We start from the raw sequence: 20,426 nt of genomic DNA, 5'->3' as shown, positions 1-20,426 counted from the left end.
TGGTTTATTATTGTTTTACAGGTATTAGTTCATCCTTTATCATCTGTTGTTTTATCAGCTCAAAATCATGGCCGGGCAACTCAAAAAAACCGAAACGGAAAGGATAACCCCATTGCTTTTTATTAGGCAAAAAACTAAGCTTTTCTACCAAGGGAACAATAGGTGTTTCGGCACATTTGTAATAAGTGATATCGCGGCGGAAGGGAATAAAATCATCACTCATTTTATGCTGATAGATCTCATCACGTGCAACCTGCCCTATTGCGGTGAAAGCCTGCAATGGCTCGTTACCGCTCATACTTTGCCTTGGCGAATAAATGATCACCCAATCGCCGGTGGCCATACGGGTAAGCGGACCTTGTTTACCATGATTAGCCTGCATAAACCCGCCGGCTATGCCCCGGGTTATGTGATCTTTTGACACTACGGTTATCCAATATTTCATGACTTTTTCAATTAATTACCAGCAAAAACATGACCACAAAACGGTGGTACATTTATTATGAAACAAAGTAATTAATGGGTAGTGACAACAGTATGTCAGTAGAGGTTGCTTTCCTGCAGATTTTTTTGGCTTATGGCGGTAATTATGGAGGCAACCTTATCTTTCAAGGCATCGGGTTTAATAATCTCGGCCCTATCGCCAAACATCATATACCAGCGGGCAAAACCCTCTATACTCATGGTTAAAAAGGTCATTTCAATTTTGTTGCCGATGGTTTTTTCAGACACAAAACCACTGTAATATTTCTGATAATCAAGATAACTGTAAATTTCCTTATCAACCTTTATAACCACCAGTTCCAGGTGTTTTTCCTTAACAGTTTGATCAATGTAGGCTTTAAGGGTTGGGTGCTTGCTGTTGTTATAAGTAGTATCAGTTACGGTTAGTTTGTGGATGCGGTCTATCCTGAAATCGCGGTAATCGCTGCGTAAACGGCAATAGGCTATCAGGTGCCAGAAGCTGTCGAGAAAAACCACGCCTACCGGCTCAACATCACGCCTGGTAAATTCCCGGCTGTGACCTGCAAAATATTCAATGGTCAAAACTTTTTTGTGTACAATGCTATCCAGTATGGTTTGGATATGATCGTTATTGCCTGTCCGTTTCTGGCCATGACTCTTCATTACCTCAATGCTGCCATCCAGATTTTCCAGCGCATCTTTCTCGGAGGTTTTTAATATCGCCCTAACCTTGTACATGGCCGATTGATATTGCGCTATTGTGGTAGCATCCGTAAGCTTCTCCACAAACTTTTCGGCCGTTAAAAAGGCGGTGGCCTCTTCGCGGGTAAACATTACGGGCGGCAAACGGTAACCATCTACAATGGAATAACCTACACCGGCCTCGCCAATAAGCGGGATGCCGGCCTCTTCTAACGTGCGGATATCCCGGTATACGGTGCGCAGGCTAATGTTAAAGCGTTCGGCAATATCACCGGCTTTTACTACCCTGCGCGATTGCAACTGGATCAAAATAGCCGATATGCGGTCGATGCGGTTCATAACCTCAAATTAAACAAAAAAGGGCTTACCTTTGTAGTATTATTTTATTTACCTATATGGCCAAAGAACCCGAAGAGAAGATCATAACATTTGAAACCTATTACGATGTTATGCTGGCGCACATTATACGCACCAAACTGGAGGATAACGGCATTTCCTGTTTTATTGAAGACGAATACATGAGCACCCTTAACCCGATATATAACCAGGCTATAGGCGGTGTTAAACTAAAGGTTTTTGAACGCGACCTTGAAAAATGCCGCGAGATACTGGCCGCCGAAGGCGACCTGCACGACCAGGACCATGTAGAAATTGATGAAGAAACCCACCACGCGGTAATATGCCCCTTTTGCGGCTCAACCAATGTGCGCTATGGCGCCGCCACCGAAAAAAAGGTGCATTGGTTTACCTTTATAATTTCGCTTTTACTTTCTATTTTTCCTTTTTACGCCCGCAAAGCCTGGCATTGTTTTAACTGCCAGCAGGATTTTGAGTAAGCTCCCGGCTCTCTCCGATTGAATACCCCCTGTATACACGTTTGTCAGCATTGCTAATTGTTTGGCTAAAGCCCCTTGTCGTTTTTATTTACCCGTCCCATAAATGGGACGGCAATGAATTTGAATATCTGGCTTTTGTTCATTGCCGTTGGCTTTAGCCAAAAAACGTTACTCACATAATTAAGATGTGTACACACTTTAGTTCCCAGGAAAAAGGTAAGAAAAACAATTTCCAACAATACAATTCAATAGTCCTCTCCTTTGGAGAGGATTATTCGCTGTTAATTGCCTTTTTGCGCTCATGGTTGCTCCGCAGTTTAGGTGAAGCTATTTTACCTGTTTTTTATATATTAGCGGTATGTATAACCGCCGTAAGTTCATCAAACTATCAGCTGCAGGTGCTTCACTGGCAGCGCTTTCCAATTCTGCCGTGGCAAAAACGGTATCAGCAATACCCGATGCTAAACTGCCAATTGTAATATCAACCTGGGATTTTGGGATAATGGCCAATAAAGAGGCCTGGAAAACCCTTGAAGCAGGCGGCCGCGCACTTGATGCATTGGAGGCTGGCGCTAAAATACCCGAGGCCCTGGATATCACCAATCATACGGTTGGCCGTCATGGCTTGCCAGACCGCGATGGGCATGTTACCCTGGATGCCTGCATTATGGATGAATTTGGCAACTGCGGCTCTGTTGCCGCTATGGAAGATATAGCTCACCCTATTTCGGTAGCACGACTGGTAATGGAAAAAACCCCGCACGTGATGCTTGTTGGCGAGGGTGCAACCCAGTTTGCCGTTGAACAGGGCATGAAAAAAGAAAAATTGCTTACCCCCGAGTCTGAAAAAATATGGAAAGAATGGCTTAAAACGGCCAAATACAGTCCGGTTATGAATATCGAGAACGGCCACAAACCCGGCAACGAGTACAATCACGATACCATTGGGATGCTGGCTATTGATGCCAAAGGTAATATCTCCGGTGCTTGTACTACCAGCGGCATGGCCTTTAAACTGCATGGTCGCGTTGGCGACAGTCCAATTATTGGCGCGGGGTTATATGTTGATAACGAAGTAGGCGGCGCCACATCAACAGGTGTAGGCGAAGAGGTGATCCGCAATGTGGGCAGCTTTTTGGTGGTGGAACTGATGCGGCAGGGTATGTCGCCGGAGAAAGCTTGTAAAGAGGCCGTTCATCGTATCATTAAAAAGAAACCCGATACAGCTAAAAACATACAAGTTGGCTTTTTAGCCATCAACAAAAAAGGCGAATACGGCGCTTATGCCATACAACCCGGGTTCTCGTTTGCGGTTTGCAACGCCCAGCAACAGGATCTTTTAATTAAAGGAAAAAGCTTTTACCCTGCGAAGTAGGTTTATTGGTTCACTTGTTCATTAGTTCATTGGTCTTTGCAGGTTGTAAGATCAGCATTTAGTATCGAAGATTTTCGCCATAAAACACTAATGAACAAGTGAACTAATGAAGCAGAAGAAATAGAGATTTTAGGAATAGCATTAGTTTACAAAATAAAAACCTATCACGCTACTGGGAGTTAGTAGTACTTGATACTTAAATTTTTAAGAAAAACGAACTCCGATCCGGGTAACCGGAAACAGAAAAAAATTAAGATGACCGAACCTCTGACAACAGCAGTGCAAAACGGCAATGGCCCCGGCGTTTCCCTTGAAGTTTGTGCCAATTCTGTTACCTCGGCACTGGCCGCGCAGGAAGGTGGGGCGGTACGTGTTGAACTTTGTGAAAATTTAAAGGAAGGGGGCACTACCCCATCGCACGGACAGATATTGATGGCCCGCAACCTGCTGCATATTAAATTGTATGTGCTGATAAGGCCCCGCGGAGGCGATTTTTTATATACCGACCTGGAATACCAGATCATGTGTGCCGATATCCGCTACTGCATTGAGGCCGGCTGCGATGGCGTAGTAATAGGCGTACTCAAGGCCGATGGCAGTATAGATATTGAACGCTGCACCGAAATGGTTAGGCTGGCCAAACAATGGGGCCTTGGCGTTACCTTTCACCGTGCATTTGATATGTGTGCCGATCAATATAAGGCCCTTGAGGAGATCATTGACATGGGATGCGAACGTATCCTTACCTCGGGTGGTAAAAGCACTGCAATGGAAGGCGCAAGCATTATTAACCACCTCGTGGAAAAAGCCGGGGGCCGTATAAGTATCATGCCCGGAGCAGGTGTAACCGAAACCAACGTTGCCGACCTGGTACATTTTACCGGCGTAACCGAAGTACATTCATCGGCCCGGGTGCTGATAAAAAGCAAAATGGAGTATCATAACGACTACATCCTGATGAGTGATACGCCTGGCGATGAATACGCCATAGACGTTAGCGATGCCGGCAGGGTACGCGAATTGATAAGGCTGGCTAATAGCTGATTTTTGGAAGAAGGACTTTTGGGAGCAAGGAGAAAGGAATAAGCCACATCTTTGCGATAAACGAAGCAATCCTAAGTATAACGGGAGTATTGGGAAAACTAAAATTTGTCATTTCGATACGAAGTACGAGGAGAAACTTATCTCTTGAGCGTAGCGAAAAATCTTCTACAAAATGTAATGTGGCTCTGTATCCAGCAGAAGATTTCTCTTTCGCCCCCTCGCACTTTTACCCGCGTTTGCTCTATCGAAATGACAAACTTTTATAAAATTTAGTCTTTTCAATCTCTAAGCTATGCAAGGCGGATTTGCATAACTGCTTTGCTTCCGTAGAGATTGCTTCGTCGTTCCTCCCTCGTAATGACGTATTTTTGTCCTTACTCCTTGTTCCAAAAGTCCTTACTCTCCTTGCTCCCAAAGTCCTTACTCCCTAAAAGAACGTCACCGGTAACACCAATTCAATCCTGTTACGGCCTGTGCCGCCGAAAATATCGTCATCAAGCAGGCGGCTGTACCTTACGCCGAAGGATATGCTGTTTTGGTTGAACCATTTGGTATCGAAAAAGAGGCCTCCGCCTGCGGAGCGGAAGTTTTGTTTAAAGTTGCTGCCATCGGCAAAAAACTTGTCGGCAGTTGCGCGGGTATAGTCAAAAAACAGGTTTCCGCGTAAGCGCATCAGGTAAACGATGTTGCCAAAACCGGCGTCGGGATAAGCTATAGGGAAGTGATAATTAAAGCCAACTTTGTTCATCTCATCCAAACTTTCGGCGCTGTAGCCTTTGCTGAACGGGAAATCATTGGAGAAACCAACCACATTGTCCTTGCCTTTTTGCTGATGGGCCACATTAATTACAAAGCTGTGGCTGGTAAACAAACCGGGGAAATAAAACGTACCCGTTGCCAGTAACTGCGTAGCACTGCCACCCGTAACCGTCGATTTATAATTAAGGCTGATGCTTTGCGCCAGTTGCGGATAGATATCTTGCCGGGCCTGTTGCGTTTGGTTACTGAAGGCGATATAATTATTGAGATAGGTAATGCTCCTATCAGTGGTTTTAACAAAGGTACTCGGCTGAAAACTGATGCGGTTATAGTAAAAATCGCTGCCGAAGGTTAACCCCGTGGAGTGCTTCCCTGCTGAGAAACTCAGCGGGACTTCCAAACCGCCATGCAGTTTGGTTTCATTCCAGTACACGTAGTTACCCCGGAAAAACTGGCGCCTGTCCAGCGTGTAATCAACCCCGGCATCTATGTAGGGGAACAGCGCGCCATAAATGGCATCGAAACTAAACTGTTTGTAATGCTCGTTGGTGTTATAATCAAAAGAAAGTTCGGATTGAAAAGTATTCAGCACATTCTCTCCCGATATCGCAAACGAATAATTAGGATCGCTGATATTGGGGATCAGGCTATGAAAGTTGAACAATCCATGTGCCTTTGAGTAACTGGTAACGGGTAATGCTTTATCAACCACGGTTGCCAGCATATCCGCCGATGAATCTTTGGCCAGGGCCGTAATCCCCATATTGGGCAGCGGACTTGCATAGTTGGCATCAATCCATTTCAGATTCTTATTATCGGCCTCATTTATTTTATAACCGGTAGCGCTAAAGCCTACCCAGGCCAGTTTATGGCTGCCCAAAGCAGGCTGATAACTGCCAACACCGTCGTTATTACCTGTCGGCAGCAGTTCATAAAATTTATTGGTATTTATAAATAGCGCAAAAAGTCGTTCGTTATTACCGGAGATACCTGTAAAATAGACGGTATCGCCCTTAATTGCTGTAAAACCAATGGGCTTATAGGTAAAAGGCAACAGGTAGCGGGCTTGTCCCGTTTTAACAGCAATGAGCGCCAGTGACATTTTGCCCTCGGTATTCCTTACTGCCGATATTACCTCATCGTTGCCGTAAAACTTGGGATAGGTGTAAAACAGCTTATCGGGGTTAGGGATCACATTAACGGCGCCTTTACCGTCGGTATTTAAAATATGTAGTTCGCTTTTACCTGTTGGACCAACCTGTACGGTTATTATTTTGCTGCCATCGGCATTAAAGGCCGGCGAAAAGTATTTTGTTTTACGGGTAATGCGATGCTCCTGCCCTGTATTAATATCCAGCAACATCAATTCGCTGTAATCACGATAGCCCCAGCGTGCATCCGGGCGATAGCTGGCATAAACTACCTTGCCATTATTATAGGCAAAATAACTATCAAGCGAGGAGGAACGGGTGCTGATCCGTCGTTCTTTATCACCGGTTTTTATAAAGAATGCCGGGATGTGGTTATAGGTACTTTTCATGTAAATGAGGGTACTGTCATGCACATAGGCTGGGTACTCCCTGTCGGCATCAAAGTGTTTGGTGGCCGTTTTATTTACATCGTCATTAAATTCTTTTTTAAAATGGTCAAGCGCTTCATTGCGATAGGTTTTAAAATCTTCGCCGGTATATTTCTTTACAGCCCTTTGAAAAGGATAAAACCCACCGCTAAAGGCTGCGGCATCATGGGTAATGCTTCGCCATATATCGTCGCCATACTTTTGCCTGCCATAAGCCACCAGCATATAGCCAAGCGGGTAGTGGTCAGGTACATAATCCCTGTATGAGCCGTTACGCAGCTTCATAAAGCTATAATTCTTATCGCCTGCCCAAAGCGCCCTGTACTCGTTAAAAAAGAATGGGATGCGCCCCCTGCCCTGCTCGCTTACATGGGTTTCGTTATAAACGGCATCGCCCTCAAAAAACCAGTTGGGTACAGATAGGTCGTTCCCCAAAGCCTGTCCGCCCTCGCCAAAAAGCACCCGCAAAACACGCGACAGCCCCACATTAAAATTATTATACTGCTGCACATGCCTAAACTCGTGAATGGCCAATTGCTGCGGCCAGGGGAGGCTGCCCAGTTCAAGACTATTTTGATCGGGTGTTAAATAAAACTCACTGCGGAAAGGGGCTAAACCTACATAGCCATTAGCAATAGTAGTTTGGTTTTGCAGCACTATACTCACCTGCCGCTGTTTATTGCCTATGGTTGCCTTTACCAGCCCATTCATTTGCCGGATGATATTAGCCACCTCAACACCTGTAGAATCCATCCCAGCAGGGAAAATAACCCTGGCCGCCGGTATATTAACCTGTTTCCATTTAATAGATGGCGGGTTACCACCAAACTGCTGCGCACCGGCCATACTTGCCGTACATAAAAGCAACGGCAGCAACAATTTTGGTAAAATATAACGGGTGTTAAAAGGCTTATTCATTAAGGTTGAAAGTAGGTACAATTTACAACTATTACAACGGGTGCATCGCTTAAACCGTATAGCAACCACGAGTACAATTTCCGTAAATTCCGCATAGCGATTGCGTAATATCCCTGCCGGTTATCACATCGCCGCCTTTTATCTTTGACATACCTAAACCAATAAGCACATTGGCGCTACAAAAAACAGTGCCGACAACGATAATAAGTTATTTAATTAAGGGATTATAACTTAGGCGCAGCCGCTTGCAGCAATGCAGCGGCTGTTTTTTTGTTGAGGATAATAAAACCCATTAAAAATGCACATTCGGTAAAAATCACGTAGTTTTATAGTCGCACCAAACCTATTATAACCATGAGTATCAGCAATAATCGCCTCAAATTTATCGTGTTTTCCATTACCGGCTGTATGTTATTATTAAGTTTTAACAGGCTGAACGCGCAGGGTAATAAACCATTTAAGGTGATAGCATTTTATACCGGCCGGGAAGACAAAGCCCACATCAGTTTTGTGCACGAGGCCAACAAACGCTTCCCCGAGTTGGGCCGTAAATATAATTTCACCTATGATTCTACCAGTAACTGGAATAATATGAATGCCAAATTTTTGGCGAAATACCAGGTGGTGCTATTTTTAGATACCCGGCCCGATGTTCCCGCCCAAAGGCAGGCGTTTGAGCAATACATGAAAAAGGGCGGCGCATGGATGGGTTTCCATTTCTCGGCTTTCGCGCTTACGCCGTCGGATTATCCGCAGAATTGGGATTGGTTTCATAACGAGTTCCTGGGTTCGGGCCAATATGTTAGCAATACCTGGCACCCAACCTCGGCCATATTGCGGGTAGAGGACGCCAAACATCCGGTTACCAAAGGATTGCCGGTTACCTTTAAATCGCAGCCTAACGAATGGTACCGCTGGGAGCACGATCTGCGCAAAAACCCGGATATAAAAATATTACTGTCGATAGATTCAACCAGTTTCCCGCTGGGTAACGGCCCCAAACCCGAAGAAATATGGCATAGCGGCTACTATCCCGTTGTGTGGACCAACAAAAATTACCGCATGGTGTATTTTAACATGGGCCATAATGATATGGATTATGATGGCGGTACGAATAAAACCCTATCGCATACGTTTGACAACGATATTCAAAATCAGTTGCTTATTAATACTTTGTTGTGGTTAGGAAGGGGCAAAAAGTAGTTTATATATTTACCGAAACAAAACAGTAAACCACATTAACGGTTTAATAACAGAATACTTTTACTTAGAACAAGTGCAGACTTTTCAATATTCAAATTATTAGAAGCCAATGCCTTACATATATTATGCTCATTAAAATTTATCCCGAAAATCCGAACCCGAAAGCCATTGAACAGGTGGTGGAGGTTTTACGCAAGGGCGGATTGATCATTTACCCTACCGATACCGTTTACGGACTTGGCTGCGACATCACCAATCACCGGGCCATTGAAGCCATCTGCAAGATCAGGAACATTAAACCCGAAAAGGCCAATTTTTCCTTTATCTGCTATGATCTCAGTCACATTTCTGATTATATTAAACCTATTGACAACACCACTTTCCGGGTGTTGAAAAAGGCATTGCCGGGGCCGTTCACCTTTATATTCAATGCCAGCCACATGGCGCCCAAGCTCCTGAGCTCCAACAAAAAAACGGTAGGTATAAGGGTGCCGGACAATGATATTGCCCGTGAAATTGTAAAGGCTTTGGGTAACCCCATACTGTCAACATCTATTAAGGATGATGACGAGATCATTGAATATTCAACTGATCCGGAACTGATTTACGAGAAATACGAAAACCTGGTTGATATGGTTATTGATGGCGGCTACGGCGACAATATAGCCTCAACGGTAGTTGACTGCACTAACGGCGACTTTGAAATTATCCGCGAAGGTAAAGGCGATCTGGAAATGTATTTGTAATTAATTAAAAAGGGATTAAAGATTTTTGGACAAAGGATTAAGGACTTAAAATGTACAAATAAGAATCTTTTATCTTTTGTCACAAAATCCTTTGTCCCTTTCCTATCAAGGCCTTATCCCTTTAATAAATGCTGGAATTTTCTCCATATAGCCATCTTCGGCCAGTAATTTCACAAATTTACTGCCCACAATTGCACCGTTGGCGTAAGCGCAGGCCTGTTTGAAGGTATTATTATCAGAAATTCCGAAACCTATAATAGTTGGATTTTTAAGCTCCATGCCTTTAATGCGCTTGTAGTAATCCTCAATATTATTGGTCATTTGCAAACTGCCACCGGTTATGGACGACGACGAAAGCAGGTAAATAAAGCTATTGCTCAATTCATCAATCTTGCGAATACGGTCGTTAGAGGTTTGCGGGGTAACCAGGAATATATTACTCAGGTTGTTGTCAATAAAGTAGTTGGCGTACAGCGCTTCGTACTCATACATCGGCAAATCGGGTACTATAACGCCATCTACGCCGAGTTCGGCAGCTTTTTTGCAAAAACGCTCAATGCCGTATTGCAGTATCGGGTTAAAATAACCCATCAGTAAAATAGGGATGGTTACACGCTTGCGCAATTGCTCCAGCTCTTCAAACAGCAGGTTAAGGGTCATGCCATTTTCCAAAGCTTGCTCTGAGCTATGCTGAATGGTTGGCCCATCAGCAACAGGATCTGAATATGGGAAACCTATCTCCAGGAAATCGGCACCGGCTTTTTCCAAAGCCTCGGCAATATCAACGGCGGTATTCAAGGCCGGGTATCCCGCCGTATAGTATATGGATAAAAGATTATCCTTTTTTGTTGCGAATAGCTGGTTTAAGCGGTTTGAACTGTTCATGGTTAATGGTTCATTGTTCATAGTAGCAATCCTGTGTTATTTATTTTTTGCAATGATCCATGAACAATTATCCATGAACCATGAACTTTTATTTAGTAGCCGAAATATTTTATATACGTATCCAAATCCTTATCGCCCCTGCCCGAAAGGCAGATCACTACGTTATCATCGGGTTTGAAGGTCATTTTCTCCAGTTGAGCCAGTGCGTGCGATGATTCAATTGCGGGGATAATACCCTCCATCTGCGAGCAAAGCAAGCCTGCCTTCATCGCTTCATCATCAGTAACGCTTACGTATTGGGCACGGTTTATCTTGTACAGGTGCGCGTGCTGCGGACCAATACCAGGATAATCTAACCCTGCCGAAATGGAATAAGGCTCAACAACCTGCCCGTCTGGTGTTTGCATCAGTATGGTACGACTGCCGTGCAATACACCCTCTTGCCCCAAAAATGTAGTAGCTGCAGATTCGCCGCTATCAACACCTTTGCCGGCAGCTTCAACAGCAACCAGTTTTACATCCTCATCATCCAAAAAATGGTAGAACATGCCCATAGCATTACTGCCGCCGCCTACGCAGGCCAGCACATACTCGGGCAATTGTTTCCCGGTATGCTCAACCAATTGTTTTTTAGTTTCTTCGGATATGATGGATTGGAAACGCGCTACCATATCGGGATATGGATACGGCCCAACTACCGAACCGATGATGTAATGTGTATCAACCGGGTTGCCTATCCAATCGCGCAGGGCCTCGTTAGTGGCATCCTTGAGCGTTTTACTGCCAGATGATGCGGGCCTTACCGTAGCACCAAGCATTTTCATGCGCGATACGTTGGGTGCCTGGCGGGCCATGTCAATTTCGCCCATGTAAACCACGCATTCAATACCCATAAGGGCGCAAACCGTGGCAGTGGCAACACCATGCTGCCCGGCACCGGTTTCGGCAATGATGCGTTTTTTTCCTAATCGCTTTGCCAAAAGTATTTGCCCAATGGCATTATTTATCTTGTGCGAGCCAGTATGGTTCAGGTCCTCGCGCTTGAAAAATATATTGGCGCCATATTTTTCCGAATACCTTTTTGCATGGTACAACGGCGATGGGCGGCCAACGTAATTCTTTAGCAGATCATCAAATTCGGCCTTAAAGTCGGGATCGTTAATGATGCTGATATATTTTTGTCGTAATTCCTCAACGTTTGGATACAGCATTTCGGGGATGTAGGCGCCGCCAAAATCGCCGTAATAACCATGCTCGTTAACTCCGTATTTCATCTGTTATATTGTTTTTTGATGATGTCAAATGCTTGTTCCAGTTTCTGTATGCTTTTTATGCCCGGTTCTGTTTCAAAACGGCTGTTTAAATCAACCCCATAAAACTGAGGGTGTGTTATCTGCTTTACTTCGTCCAAATTATCCAGACTTATACCGCCCGATAAAAAGAAGGGTACATCCAACTGGTAATTATTTAAAATACCCCAGTCAAACGTTTGGCCCGAGCCGCCGTAACCTGCGGTTTTGGTATCGAACAGAAAATAGTCTGCTTTGTTCACGTAATCATTCAACTTAGTAAAGTCAAAATCATTATTAACTCCAAATGCTTTAAAAACCGTTACCTGCCCTTTAAACGCCTCGCAAAATTCCGGGCTTTCGTCGCCGTGCAGCTGTATGGTATCAAAACCATATTTACTGATCAGCAGGGTTATGTTATCTGCGGTTTCGTTCACAAAAACCCCGGTTTTATGAATATTAGCCGGGATGGTTTCCAGTGCATCAGCCGGTAGGGCATTAATATAGCGTGGCGATGGGCCGTAACAAATAAAGCCCATATAGTCCGGCTTTAGGGCGGCTACGGCTTTAATATTATCGGGCTGTTTTAGGCCGCACACTTTAATAACCATTTTAGTTTTGTAATAAAACGTTAAAACTGTCCAATGCCTTTTTATTTATGAGGGCCTCTTCGGCTTCGTAATAACAATCGGCAAAAGATTTCTCGGGGCCGATTGTTTTAATAGCCAGCGCCGCGTTTGACAGCACTACATTGTTTTGCGCAAAAGTACCATCGCCGTTTAAAACATCGGTAAATATTTTTGCCGATGCCGCAACGGTATCGCCGCCGGTAATTTCTGATGGGTTCAGCTTTTCAAACCCCAAACCTTCAACTGTATTTATCTTTTCACCTTCGGCAGAAAATGTTTTGAAATCGCAGGTAAGCGAAATTTCATCATAGCCCTCCAGCGCATTTACTATAGTATATTTAGTGGTAGATTTTTGGTACAGGTAGGCATAAACCCTTGCCAGTTCCAGGTTAAATACCCCTACCAGCTGATTCTCTGGTTTGGCGGGATTAACCAGTGGCCCCAGCATATTAAAAAACGTTTTAACGCCCAGTTCCCTGCGGATGGGTGCAACGGTTTTCATGGCAGGGTGAAACAAGGGCGCATGTAAAAAGCAAATATTGGCCTGGTCTATCCCCCTTCTCAGCGTATCCGTATCGTTAGTAAAATGGTAACCGAGGTGCTCCATCACGTTTGATGATCCGCAGCCCGATGATACGCCGTAGTTACCATGCTTGGCCACCTTGTAACCCGCACCCGCAACCACAAACGACGCAAGGGTTGATATATTGAAAGTATCCTTGCCATCGCCGCCGGTGCCGCAAAGATCAATAAGTTCGCCGGTTTGCAGGTCGATGGGCAGGCAAAGCTCCAGCATCGCATCGCGGAAACCTTCCAGTTCATCAACAGTGATACTGCGCATACAATAGGCCGTCATAAATGCTGCCATTTGCGAGTTGTTGTATTTTCCCTGCGCTATGTTCATCAAAATTTCTTTAGACTGCTGCCTGCTGAATGTTTTGTGTTCAAAAAGATGGTTTAATATCTGTTTCATGCCCCCTGGCCCCCTAAAGGGGGTACTTTTTTAAATTGTTAATTTATCATTGAGCCATTTTGTTTTAACCCTCCCCCTTTAGGGGGTCGGGGGGCCTGGCCACAAAAAAAGGGTTACCGTATTGGCAACCCTTCTGAATATTATTTTGAAAAAAACAAAAACGGAATTGCCTTACGATATCTCGTTAAGCCACCACCAGTTATTGTTTAATGTGTTCATTTTCATTTGTGCCACAAATATGGAAATAGTTTTTATAAAAACAAACAGATAAATTTGAATTATCGAATTATTGATTCACTGAATTATTGAATTAAAAATTAATGAATCTTTGTAATGAACTATTAACATCAATATATTGCTTTACTGAATTATGAAAATAGCGCATTTGCAACTCAAATCAATAATTCAGTAATTCACTAATTAAACGACATCAATATATTGCTTTACTGAATTATGAAAATAGCGTATTTGCAACTCAAATCAATAATTCAGTAATTCACTAAATCAATAATTAGGCAGCATGGCCATACATAAAGAAAAAATAAATCCCGAGGATGATCTGGGCTTTGGTACACAGCCGGTGATGAAAAGCCAGCCGGTGATCAATAAGGATGGCTCCATTAACGTAAAGCGTACCGGGTTGCCTTTTTTCAGCACCTCAAATAACTACCACTCGCTTATTACCATGAGCTGGCGAAAGTTTTGGGTGATAGTTTTTACCGGGTACTTTATTGTAAATATCCTTTTCGCATGCTTATACGTTTCGCTTGGTCCCGACGTACTTGACGGTAAAAGCGGCAATACCGGGTTCGACAGGTTTATGGATGCCTTCTTTTTTTCGGCTCAAACCATATCTACCGTTGGTTATGGGCACATCAGTCCGCGGGGGATGATAGCCAACAGCGTGGCCGCCATTGAATCCATGATGGGTTTACTGGCCTTTGCGCTGGCAACGGGTTTGCTTTATGGGCGTTTCTCGCGTCCATCGGCCAAAATTTTATATAGCGAAAAAGTGCTGGTTGCTCCCTACCGCGGCAATGGCTGGGGCTTAATGTTCCGCCTGGCTAATTTAAGGCGCAATATATTGATTGACCTGGAAATGGAGGTTGTTTTTGGCTACAACGAAGAAGTGAACGGCAAGGCGATCCGCAAGTTTTTCCCACTGGAACTGGAACGTAAATCTGTAAGTATCCTCACCCTTAACTGGACCGTTGTACATCCCCTTGATGAAAACAGCCCCCTAAAAGACATGACTCAGGAAGAATTGGAAAAAACACAGGCCAGTCTGTCGGTTATGCTTAAAACCTTCGATGATACCTTTTCACAAACCATACACTCACGCACATCCTATATATACTCTGACGTGGTATGGGGCGCCAAATTCAAACCTGTTTTTGACAGAAATACAGGCGGGCAGGTAGTTTTGGATTTGAGTAAGATAAGTGATTATGAGATGGTGGGGTAAATGAGTTTGATTAAACGTTAAAGATTTGGTTCAACATTCCGTTACAACTCATCCCTCAATTTGCGTATTTGCTCAAGTGCGATAACATCTATCTGATCTTTTGGCCTGTTAATGACTTGTTTATTTTTGATTAGCTGATTAATATGTAGAAAAGGGATGCGTACTCCTTCAATTTCTGCTATTGAAGCCATGGACAAACACTCATCAAAGGTATAATCTTCCAATCCCTTCATTTCTGTAAGAATATCAAGGCGAAAATTGTTATTCAAGTGAAAATCTGTCCAGCCGACAACAAATTGCATGTTTTCAATCATAGGATAATCACCCATATTGCAATCGATAAATGTTTTGCGTAGTTGCTTGCGGTTTGCAACAGTATCCTTTAACCAAATATCTAAATCACCGGTAAAACGCTGGTAACCATGAAGGTTTATAGCATACCCCCCAATCATAATATATTGCACATCATAATCCTGAAGCGCTTTCCAAAAATTTAAGATATCCTCGTCAAAAACATCCACAAATTACTTGCTGATAAAAGGTTTATGTGATATGGACGCCTTATTCATGGTTTGCTGGGCTTTAAATAAGCGCGTAGCCATTTCAAACCGCTCTTTATAGGTGCGCCTCAGACCCTCTTTTATAAGTTCTATTTCGGCCTCGCTAAGCGTTAGTTTATTTTTCTCCATGCTGATATCAAATTTAAACAAAATGTAGTCGATTAGCAATACACCCTAAGTCGCTCAAGCTTTTTCAATGACTTAATGACTACTTCAACAACGGATCCCGTTCCTTAGCAAATACATTATAAACCATTTTATCCAAAAATGCGGGTAATAACTTGCTGAGTAACACGGTTAGCTTCCCTTGCAAGGTCATGATAAGGGTGCGGCTCCGGTTTTCTATGCCATCAACAATAATGGCGGCTACCTCGTCGCTGCTCATCATTTTATTTTCTTCGAGGGTGCTTTCCCTTTGTGATACGCCTTCTTTATTCAAAGCCGTATTCCTGATGTTTGAAGTGGTGAAGCCCGGGCAGGCGGTAAGGATATGTACACCAGTTTTAAGGTTCTCTACCCGCAGGGCATCCAAAAAGCCATTCATTGCAAATTTTGATGCCGAATAGCCTGCACGACCAGGCAAACCTTTATAACCCGCAATAGACGATACCCCAACTATGCTGCCCTTGGTTTTGGTAATTTCGGGCAGGGCATATTTGGTGCAGTATACAGTTCCCCAAAAGTTCACATCCATGAGTGATTTCAACACTTTCAAATCCACATCTTTAAACAGTGCCCGCATACTAATGCCTGCATTATTGATAAGCACATCAATACGGCCGAAGGTGGTAAGTGTTTGTTTAATAAGTTGGGCGCAATCTTCTTCTATAGTAACGTCGCATTGAATAGCTAAGGCCTTTACCTGGTAACGACTTTCCAACTGCTGGGTAATTTCGCAAAGGGTTACATATTGGCGGGCCGCCAATACAACATTGGCGCCGCGTTTGGCACATTCGTTAGCAAGTGATTTACCGATGCCAGAGGAGGCGCCGGTTATAACAATAATTTTATCCTTTAACTTCATACGTGGACGGGAATAGCTGCGGCATGCCCTCCATCTTTATTTCGGGCACCTTAAATAAATATTTGGTGGCGAAGATAATCATCGCACCATAAAATTCCTTAATGTATAACCAGCTTAATTTAGGCTTGCCCTGTATATTGAAATTAATGATATATGTTTTGGGGAAGTAGTAGTTTTTGTATCCGGCCAGCCTTATGCGGTAGCTAAGGTCAATATCGTAGCCATAAGTATGAAAACGCTCATCTATGAGGCCCACTTTGTTTATGGCTTCCTTGCGCATCAGCATAAAGGCACCGTTCAGCACGTCAGATTCTGAAGTTTGAAACTCCTCTACCCAGTCCTTACGCTGCACATCGGTAAGGCGCGATTTGGAAAAATATTTAGCAAGCCCGGTTAGTTTAAAAAAGATTGCCCAGGGTTTGGTAAAGCCATGTTTTGATTCTTCCAGGAAACGGCCGTCGGGAGTTATCATGCGTACGCCTAATCCCCCGGCATCGGTATGCATATCCATAAAAGCCAGCGACTTCTCAATTGTTTTTTTGCCTGTAATTGTATCCGCACTGACCATTAAAATATACTCTCCGGTTGTAAGCTTTATGGCATGGTTATAAGCCCTGGCTATTCCCTCATTGGTAGGGCTGGTGATTACCTTAATATCAGGAAACTCAACCCTCAACATCTCTACCGACTTATCTGTAGAGGCATTGTCAACCACAAAAACCTCGTAATTAATGCCCAAAGCGGCTCTTATCACTGAATTGAGCGCAATCCTGAGCATATCACAGGTGTTGTAATTTACAATGATAACCGAGAGCTTCATACCTTACTTTGACAATGAGTTTTCATACGGAACACGTGTAGCAATGGACCGCCCGAGGGTGATCTCATCAACGTACTCCAACTCACCACCAAAAGCTATGCCACGAGCAATGGTTGATACAGGGATATTGAAATTTTTTACTCTTTTGTGTAGGTAGAATAACGTGGTATCGCCCTCCATGGTAGCGCTAAGGGCAAAAATAATCTCTTTTGTTTCATTTAACTTTAACCGCTCTACCAGGGTATCTACCTGTAAGTCCGACGGTCCAACACCATCCATTGGCGATATTAAGCCACCTAACACATGATATACACCGTTATATTGGTTGGTATTTTCAATAGCCATTACATCGCGGGTATCTTCAACCACGCAAATAAGACTATGATCGCGTTTGTGCGAGGTACAGATCTCGCATTTTGAACTATCGGAGATGTTATGACAAACAGCGCAAAACTGTATTTCGTTGCGCAGCTTACTGATGGTGGTACTAAAGCGCTCTACTTCCTGCTTGTCCTGGTTAAGCAGGTGCAAAACCAAGCGCAGGGCAGTTTTTTGACCCACACCCGGCAACTTAGCAAACTCCGCAACAGCATTCTCCAGCAACTTCGACGAAAAATTCATTGTGCGAAGTTAATGAATAGTGGGGATGTGCAAAAGCGGGGATTTATTAAAAAACTAACAGGATACTGTTTTAAACTCTTTGTCATCCTGAGCGGAGCGAAGGATCTATTCGTAACCATGCAATTCAAACTATGCAAATCGCATAATAGATCCTTCGCTCCGCTCAGGATGACAAAGTGTGATACTATATTTTTCAATTCTACATAATTCATCAATTTGCGTATTTTACATATTATAAGCACCTTTAAAAAACTTACGGACTTTCGGACTTCCCCGACTTCCGGACTAAATAAAATCCTATGTCGCCAGGAGTATTACTTTCATTTATTATCGGTTACTTTTTGGTTTTGCTGATTATATCGTGGCTTACATCGCGCAAGGCATCAGATAATGATACCTTTTTTGTGGCCAATCGCAACTCTAAATGGTATTTGGTAGCCTTCGGGATGATTGGTACGGCATTAAGCGGGGTTACGTTTATATCGGTGCCCGGTAAAGTGGGTGCACCTTCCGGCGATCAGTTTTCATATTTTCAATTTGTGCTGGGTAACGCAGCTGGTTTTATTATCATAGCAACAGTGTTATTACCACTATATTATCGGCTTAAATTAACATCCATTTATAGCTATATTGAACAGGCTTTAGGCACCTGGAGCTACAAAACCGCGGCGGGTATCTTCCTCATCAGCAGGGTTATCGGCTCGGCTTTCAGGCTTTATTTGGTGGTTATCGTATTGCAGAAGTTCATTTTTGATAGCTACCATATCCCTTTTGCCGTAACGGTGCTCATTTGTTTATTGTTGATATGGTCGTACACATTTAAGGGGGGACTAAAAACCATTATTATTACCGATAGTTTGCAAACGTTTTTCCTCGTAGCATCCGTTTTCCTGTCGATATATTTTATTTGCCGGAGCCTTGATATGAGCATTTTTGAAGCCGCCGACGCTATCAAGAACAGCAGTTACGCCAAGATCTTTTTCTTTAATGATTTCATGGTCAGCAAGTTTCACTTCACCAAGGCCTTTTTGGGCGGCTTGTTTATCACCGTTGGCATGACCGGGCTTGATCAGGATCTGATGCAGAAAAACCTGAGCCTTAAAAACATTGGCGAAGCGCAAAAAAACATGTTCAGCTTTACGGCGGTGTTTGTGGTTATCAATATATTTTTCCTGAGTGTAGGCGCTTTATTATGGATGTACGCCAATAAATACGGTATCCATGTTGATAAAACCGACTACCTGTACCCTACCATCGCCCTAAAATACCTGGGCATAGTGCCGGCTATGGTGTTTATGCTGGGCCTCACTGCTGCCACATTTGCCACCACGGATTCGGCACTTACGGCACTTACCACTTCATTTTGTGTTGATTTTTTGAACTTTAACAAAAGTACCGATCTTAATAGCAAGAAAAAGGTAGGCACGCGCCATGCCGTTCACATAGCCTTTTCGGGCTTAATGTTCCTCACCATTATTATATTCAACGCCATTAATAACGATGCTGTAGTAAGCGCCATATTTTCTGTGGCATCCTACACTTACGGACCTTTGCTGGGCTTGTATTCGTTTGGGCTATTTGTGGGCAACAGGCAAGTTAGGGATAAACTGGTGCCATTTATTTGCCTGATATCACCCGCGGTTTGTTACTTTTTGAGCATTCATTCGGCAACGCTTTTGGGGGGCTACGTGTTCAGCAACGAACTCATTATTGTTAACGGATTAATTACTTTTGTTGGCTTGCTGCTTACCTCCACATCAAAAAACAAATTAGCAGCGTTATAGTTAATAATACTTTAGAAAAGATATGACCGGAGAAGAAAAAATCAGATTAGCATTTGAAAACAAAAACTGGCAGGAAATTAAGGTAACCGATTCCTGGCAGATCTTTAAAATAATGGCCGAATTTGTTGACGGCTTTGAAAAACTGGCCAAAATTGGCCCTTGCGTATCCATCTTCGGATCGGCACGTACCCATAATGATAATAAATACTATGAACTGGCCGAGCATACCGCGCGCTTGCTTACCGAGCATGGCTACGGTGTAATATCCGGCGGTGGCCCGGGTATTATGGAAGCGGCCAATAAAGGTGCTTACGAAGCCGGTGGTAAATCGGTAGGTTTAAACATCGAGCTGCCTTTTGAGCAATTTCACAATAAATATATCGACAGGGATAAGATCCTGGAATTTGATTACTTCTTCATCCGCAAAGTAATGTTCATGAAGTACTCGCAGGGCTTTATTATTTTGCCGGGTGGCTTTGGCACTATGGACGAATCTTTTGAAGCCATGACGCTTATTCAAACCGGTAAAATTGCTCGTTTCCCCATCATTTTTGTTGGGGTTGATTACTGGAAAGGCCTGTTTAACTGGGTAGAAGAAAAAATGCTGAACGATCAGCACAACATCAACCCGGATGACCTTAACCTTTACCGCGTGGTTGACACCGCCGAAGAAGCCGTAGAGCACATTACCCGTTTCTACAACAAATATGTATTGAAGCCGAATTTTTAATACGATTCATATAAAAAGC

20 protein-coding genes are annotated in these 20,426 nt (G+C 43.6%); 8 read left to right on the top strand and 12 right to left on the bottom strand.

The features are described from left to right. Positions 1–7 precede the first annotated feature (7 nt). Both BLS59_RS07255 and BLS59_RS07250 read right to left on the bottom strand, forming a co-directional pair. A complete protein-coding gene (locus BLS59_RS07255; protein WP_091146895.1) occupies positions 8–445 on the bottom strand; it encodes an EVE domain-containing protein in 438 nt (145 codons plus the stop codon). Between the two features lie 95 nt (positions 446–540). Next, on the bottom strand, positions 541–1,506 hold the full coding sequence (locus BLS59_RS07250) for a helix-turn-helix transcriptional regulator (RefSeq protein ID WP_091146891.1): 966 nt from the start codon (positions 1,504–1,506) through the stop codon (positions 541–543). 56 nt (positions 1,507–1,562) lie between these two features. Between BLS59_RS07250 and BLS59_RS07245 the strand changes: the two genes are divergently transcribed. From BLS59_RS07245 to BLS59_RS07235, 3 genes are all read left to right on the top strand, one after another. Beyond that, entirely contained in the window at positions 1,563–2,003 is a 441-nt protein-coding gene (locus BLS59_RS07245) for a putative signal transducing protein (protein ID WP_091146888.1), read from the top strand. Between the two features lie 358 nt (positions 2,004–2,361). Further along, positions 2,362–3,378 (top strand): glycosylasparaginase, encoded by a 1,017-nt coding sequence (locus tag BLS59_RS07240; RefSeq protein ID WP_091146884.1) that lies wholly within the window; start codon positions 2,362–2,364, stop codon positions 3,376–3,378. Positions 3,379–3,633: 255 nt separating this feature from the next. Continuing rightward, entirely contained in the window at positions 3,634–4,422 is a 789-nt protein-coding gene (locus BLS59_RS07235) for a copper homeostasis protein CutC (protein ID WP_091147488.1), read from the top strand. Between the two features lie 427 nt (positions 4,423–4,849). On the opposite strand, the gene BLS59_RS07230 is transcribed toward BLS59_RS07235, so the two are convergent. Next, positions 4,850–7,678 (bottom strand): TolB family protein, encoded by a 2,829-nt coding sequence (locus tag BLS59_RS07230; protein WP_091146880.1) that lies wholly within the window; start codon positions 7,676–7,678, stop codon positions 4,850–4,852. 354 nt (positions 7,679–8,032) lie between these two features. Between BLS59_RS07230 and BLS59_RS07225 the strand changes: the two genes are divergently transcribed. Then, entirely contained in the window at positions 8,033–8,881 is an 849-nt protein-coding gene (locus tag BLS59_RS07225; protein ID WP_240315169.1) for a ThuA domain-containing protein, read from the top strand. A gap of 125 nt (positions 8,882–9,006) precedes the next feature. Further along, positions 9,007–9,627: an L-threonylcarbamoyladenylate synthase gene (locus BLS59_RS07220; protein WP_091146877.1), complete on the top strand. Its 621-nt coding sequence runs from the start codon at positions 9,007–9,009 to the stop codon at positions 9,625–9,627. Positions 9,628–9,732: 105 nt separating this feature from the next. Here BLS59_RS07220 and trpA read toward each other — a convergent pair whose 3' ends face one another. From trpA to trpD, 4 genes are all read right to left on the bottom strand, one after another. Further along, a complete protein-coding gene (gene trpA, locus BLS59_RS07215; RefSeq protein ID WP_240315168.1) occupies positions 9,733–10,533 on the bottom strand; it encodes a tryptophan synthase subunit alpha in 801 nt (266 codons plus the stop codon). 71 nt (positions 10,534–10,604) lie between these two features. Continuing rightward, positions 10,605–11,786: a tryptophan synthase subunit beta gene (trpB, locus tag BLS59_RS07210; RefSeq protein WP_091146873.1), complete on the bottom strand. Its 1,182-nt coding sequence runs from the start codon at positions 11,784–11,786 to the stop codon at positions 10,605–10,607. Beyond that, positions 11,783–12,412 carry a phosphoribosylanthranilate isomerase gene (locus BLS59_RS07205; RefSeq protein ID WP_091146870.1) on the bottom strand — a complete coding sequence of 210 codons (630 nt, stop codon included), beginning with the start codon at positions 12,410–12,412 and terminating at the stop codon, positions 11,783–11,785. The genes trpB and BLS59_RS07205 overlap by 4 nt, the downstream gene beginning before the upstream one ends. 1 nt (position 12,413) lies before the next feature. Further along, on the bottom strand, positions 12,414–13,403 hold the full coding sequence (gene trpD / locus BLS59_RS07200; RefSeq protein WP_091146866.1) for an anthranilate phosphoribosyltransferase: 990 nt from the start codon (positions 13,401–13,403) through the stop codon (positions 12,414–12,416). 520 nt (positions 13,404–13,923) lie between these two features. Here trpD and BLS59_RS07195 point away from each other — a divergent pair. Next, entirely contained in the window at positions 13,924–14,868 is a 945-nt protein-coding gene (locus BLS59_RS07195) for an ion channel (protein WP_091146863.1), read from the top strand. 41 nt (positions 14,869–14,909) lie between these two features. On the opposite strand, the gene BLS59_RS07190 is transcribed toward BLS59_RS07195, so the two are convergent. The 5 genes from BLS59_RS07190 to recR all read right to left on the bottom strand — a co-directional run bounded on the left by BLS59_RS07190 (position 14,910) and on the right by recR (position 17,893). Beyond that, positions 14,910–15,389 carry a hypothetical protein gene (locus tag BLS59_RS07190; protein ID WP_091146859.1) on the bottom strand — a complete coding sequence of 160 codons (480 nt, stop codon included), beginning with the start codon at positions 15,387–15,389 and terminating at the stop codon, positions 14,910–14,912. Positions 15,390–15,392: 3 nt separating this feature from the next. Then, positions 15,393–15,557 (bottom strand): hypothetical protein, encoded by a 165-nt coding sequence (locus BLS59_RS31515; protein WP_162842576.1) that lies wholly within the window; start codon positions 15,555–15,557, stop codon positions 15,393–15,395. A gap of 79 nt (positions 15,558–15,636) precedes the next feature. Further along, positions 15,637–16,452, bottom strand: a complete 816-nt coding sequence (locus BLS59_RS07185) for an SDR family oxidoreductase (protein WP_091146856.1) — start codon at positions 16,450–16,452, stop codon at positions 15,637–15,639. Continuing rightward, positions 16,436–17,272, bottom strand: coding sequence for a glycosyltransferase family 2 protein (locus BLS59_RS07180; protein ID WP_091146852.1), 837 nt, complete (start codon positions 17,270–17,272; stop codon positions 16,436–16,438). The genes BLS59_RS07185 and BLS59_RS07180 overlap by 17 nt, the downstream gene beginning before the upstream one ends. A 3-nt stretch (positions 17,273–17,275) precedes the next feature. Next, entirely contained in the window at positions 17,276–17,893 is a 618-nt protein-coding gene (gene recR, locus BLS59_RS07175) for a recombination mediator RecR (RefSeq protein ID WP_091146849.1), read from the bottom strand. 299 nt (positions 17,894–18,192) lie between these two features. Between recR and BLS59_RS07170 the strand changes: the two genes are divergently transcribed. Further along, the gene (locus BLS59_RS07170; RefSeq protein WP_091146845.1) at positions 18,193–19,677 is read left to right on the top strand and encodes a sodium:solute symporter; all 1,485 of its coding nucleotides are present in this window, start codon (positions 18,193–18,195) and stop codon (positions 19,675–19,677) included. A gap of 22 nt (positions 19,678–19,699) precedes the next feature. Continuing rightward, the gene (locus BLS59_RS07165) at positions 19,700–20,407 is read left to right on the top strand and encodes an LOG family protein (RefSeq protein ID WP_091146843.1); all 708 of its coding nucleotides are present in this window, start codon (positions 19,700–19,702) and stop codon (positions 20,405–20,407) included. Positions 20,408–20,426 lie beyond the last annotated feature (19 nt).

Origin of the sequence: Mucilaginibacter pineti (assembly GCF_900101875.1) — a bacterium.
GTDB classification, from domain to species: domain Bacteria; phylum Bacteroidota; class Bacteroidia; order Sphingobacteriales; family Sphingobacteriaceae; genus Mucilaginibacter; species Mucilaginibacter pineti.
Note: the sequence above shows the minus strand (reverse complement) of the source record. Positions and strands in the feature narration are given on the sequence as shown.